Raw genomic sequence first — 1,508 nt, forward strand, 5'->3', positions numbered from 1 at the left:
GGGGAAGGTTCCCCGGGAACCCCCGCGGGGGTTCCCGGCGGGGCCTCAGGCGAAGCGGTCCGGGTCCCCCGCTCCGAACCGGACGATCTCGGGCTCACCGCTGGAGAAGTCGACCACGGTCGTCGGCTCGGTGCCGCAGTCCCCGGAGTCGAGGACCGCCTCGACCACGTGGTCCAGGCGCTCCTTGATCTCCCACCCCTGCGTCATCGGCTCGGCGTCGCCGGGCAGCAGCAGGGTGCTCGACAGCAGCGGCTCGCCCAGTTCGGTGAGCAGCGCCTGGGTGACGGTGTGGGCGGGGATGCGGACGCCGACGGTCTTCTTCTTCGGGTGCAGCAGCCGGCGCGGCACCTCCTTCGTGGCGGGCAGGATGAAGGTGTAGCTGCCCGGGGTGGCGGCCTTGACCGCGCGGAAGACGGCGTTGCCGAGGTGCACGAACTGGCCGAGCTGGGCGAAGTCCCGGCATACGAGGGTGAAGTGGTGCCCGGCGTCCAGGTGCCGGATCTCCCTGATCCTGTCCATGCCGTCCTTGTTGCCGAGGCGGCAGCCCAGGGCGAAGCACGAGTCCGTGGGGTAGGCGAGCAACCCGTCGCGGCGCAGCAGGTCGACCGCCTGGCCGATGGTGCGGGGCTGCGGATTGTCCGGGTGCACGTCGTAGTACTTCGCCATGAGTCGAAGCTTAGGCCGACCCGAGCGTCTGTCGTCTTCCCGACAGAGCCCCAGTCGCCTCGGGGGCGGACGGCCATCGTTGTCGCATGGTGGTTCGTGCGCCCCGAGGGGGCGGATACCAGGACCGGCTGCGCCGGCCCCCGATGCCCGGTCCCATGCTGGTCACCACGCTCGCCTTCGTGCTCCTGGCGCTGCTGTTCGCCCTGGCGACGGTGCACCGGCTGCTGACCGAGGACGGGTCGATCGGGGCCGCCGTCTTCTTCGCCACGATGGGGGTGGCCTGCGCGCTGGTCGCCCTCGGCCTGGCCGGGTGCCGCCCCTGGGCTCCCTATCCGGCGTACGCGTTGGCGGGGCTGTTCGCCGCCGCTTCCCTCGGCCTCTTCGGCGCGATCACGATCGTGGGGATCGCCCTGCTGGCGTGGGTCGTCTGGTCCCTCACGACGCGCCCGGCCCGCGAGTGGCTGGGCGGTGCCCGGCGGCTGCGCTGAAGGCAGGCAGCAGACGGTCGAGAGTGCCCACAGGGCGGCACGGCCGATGCTGGCCTCGGCGTCGCCCCGGGCTCGCCGGTCGATGAGGCAGAGCAGGACTGCGGGCTTATACGGGAAGATCGATCGCGTCCGACGCCAGCGTCACTCTGTGTTATGTCCTGATGACTTTAAAGTCATCGTCGGTCCCGGGGTTAATCGTTCTTTCGGCGGTTTCAAGCCGTAATAATCGCAACCGGCTGGCAGAAATTGGTCGTTTCCTTGCTCGTTCCAGCCTTTCCGGCCAGGGTCTTACGGTGGCGGGTATTTCTAGTAGCCAGCCGAATTCTGCGCTGATTCGTCGGAATGTGATTGCCG

General features: G+C 69.2%; 2 protein-coding genes. One reads left to right on the forward strand and one right to left on the reverse strand.

Annotation, left to right across the window (positions count from 1 at the left end):
- Window positions 1-45: 45 nt before the first annotated feature.
- Window positions 46-666, reverse strand: coding sequence for an L-threonylcarbamoyladenylate synthase (locus LPU43_RS00005; RefSeq protein WP_229397527.1), 621 nt, complete (start codon window positions 664-666; stop codon window positions 46-48).
- A gap of 86 nt (window positions 667-752) precedes the next feature.
- On the opposite strand from LPU43_RS00005, the gene LPU43_RS00010 reads away from it, so the two are divergent.
- Entirely contained in the window at window positions 753-1,154 is a 402-nt protein-coding gene (locus LPU43_RS00010; protein ID WP_229397529.1) for a hypothetical protein, read from the forward strand.
- Window positions 1,155-1,508 lie beyond the last annotated feature (354 nt).

Source organism: Micromonospora okii, assembly GCF_020884795.1.
GTDB lineage: Bacteria > Actinomycetota > Actinomycetes > Mycobacteriales > Micromonosporaceae > Micromonospora > Micromonospora okii.